This window comes from Nocardia sp. NPDC003183 (assembly GCF_053590715.1).
The window spans coordinates 1-1,422 of record NZ_JBSFTG010000039.1; the positions used below are offsets into that span (position 1 = coordinate 1).

Annotated in this window: 1 rRNA gene; it reads left to right on the forward strand. The window is 54.7% G+C overall.

Going from position 1 to position 1,422, the window contains the following annotated elements:
• Positions 1-1,386, forward strand: a 23S ribosomal RNA gene (locus ACWDXS_RS35625); the annotation flags it as partial.
• Between the last annotated feature and the right edge of the window lie 36 nt (positions 1,387-1,422).

Here is a 1,422-nt window from a genome sequence, read left to right on the forward strand (position 1 = left end):
CCTGAGACGTGATGCGTACCCGTTGAGGGGAATTCAGTGATCCTATGCTGCCGAGAAAAGCCTCTAGCGAGCTGGTACACGGCCCGTACCCCAAACCGACACAGGTGGTCAGGTAGAGAATACTAAGGCGATCGAGAGAACTGTGGTTAAGGAACTCGGCAAAATGCCCCCGTAACTTCGGGAGAAGGGGGACCTGGTCTGGTGACGTTCTTTACGGACTGAGCTGGACGAGGTCGCAGAGACCAGAGAGAAGCGACTGTTTACTAAAAACACAGGTCCGTGCGAAGTCGTAAGACGATGTATACGGACTGACGCCTGCCCGGTGCCGGAAGGTTAAGAGGACCGGTTAGCCTGTAAGGGCGAAGCTGAGAATTTAAGCCCCGGTAAACGGCGGTGGTAACTATAACCATCCTAAGGTAGCGAAATTCCTTGTCGGGTAAGTTCCGACCTGCACGAATGGCGTAACGACTTCTCTGCTGTCTCAACCACAGACTCGGCGAAATTGCATTACGAGTAAAGATGCTCGTTACGCGCGGCAGGACGAAAAGACCCCGGGACCTTCACTATAGCTTGGTATTGGTGTTCGGTACGGTTTGTGTAGGATAGGTGGGAGACTGTGAAAGCGACACGCTAGTGTTGTGGGAGTCGTCGTTGAAATACCACTCTGATCGTATTGGACTTCTAACCTCGGACCATGATCTGGTTCAGGGACAGTGCCTGGTGGGTAGTTTAACTGGGGCGGTTGCCTCCCAAAATGTAACGGAGGCGCCCAAAGGTTCCCTCAGCCTGGTTGGCAATCAGGTGTTGAGTGCAAGTGCACAAGGGAGCTTGACTGTGAGACTGACAGGTCGAGCAGGGACGAAAGTCGGGACTAGTGATCCGGCACCGGCAAGTGGAAGCGGTGTCGCTCAACGGATAAAAGGTACCCCGGGGATAACAGGCTGATCTTCCCCAAGAGTCCATATCGACGGGATGGTTTGGCACCTCGATGTCGGCTCGTCGCATCCTGGGGCTGGAGTAGGTCCCAAGGGTTGGGCTGTTCGCCCATTAAAGCGGCACGCGAGCTGGGTTTAGAACGTCGTGAGACAGTTCGGTCTCTATCCGCCGCGCGCGTAAGAAACTTGAGGAAGGCTGTCCCTAGTACGAGAGGACCGGGACGGACGAACCTCTGGTGTGCCAGTTGTTCCGCCAGGAGCACTGCTGGTTGGCTACGTTCGGAAGGGATAACCGCTGAAAGCATCTAAGCGGGAAGCCTGTTCCAAGATGAGGTTTCTCTCCCACTTGATGGGTTAAGGCCCCCTACAGACCATGGGGTTGATAGGCCAGAATTGGAAGCCAGGTAACTGGTGTAGGTGACTGGTACTAATAGGCCGAGGGCTTACTACGAAGGTGTTACGCGTCCACTGTGCGGTTTCTGAAACA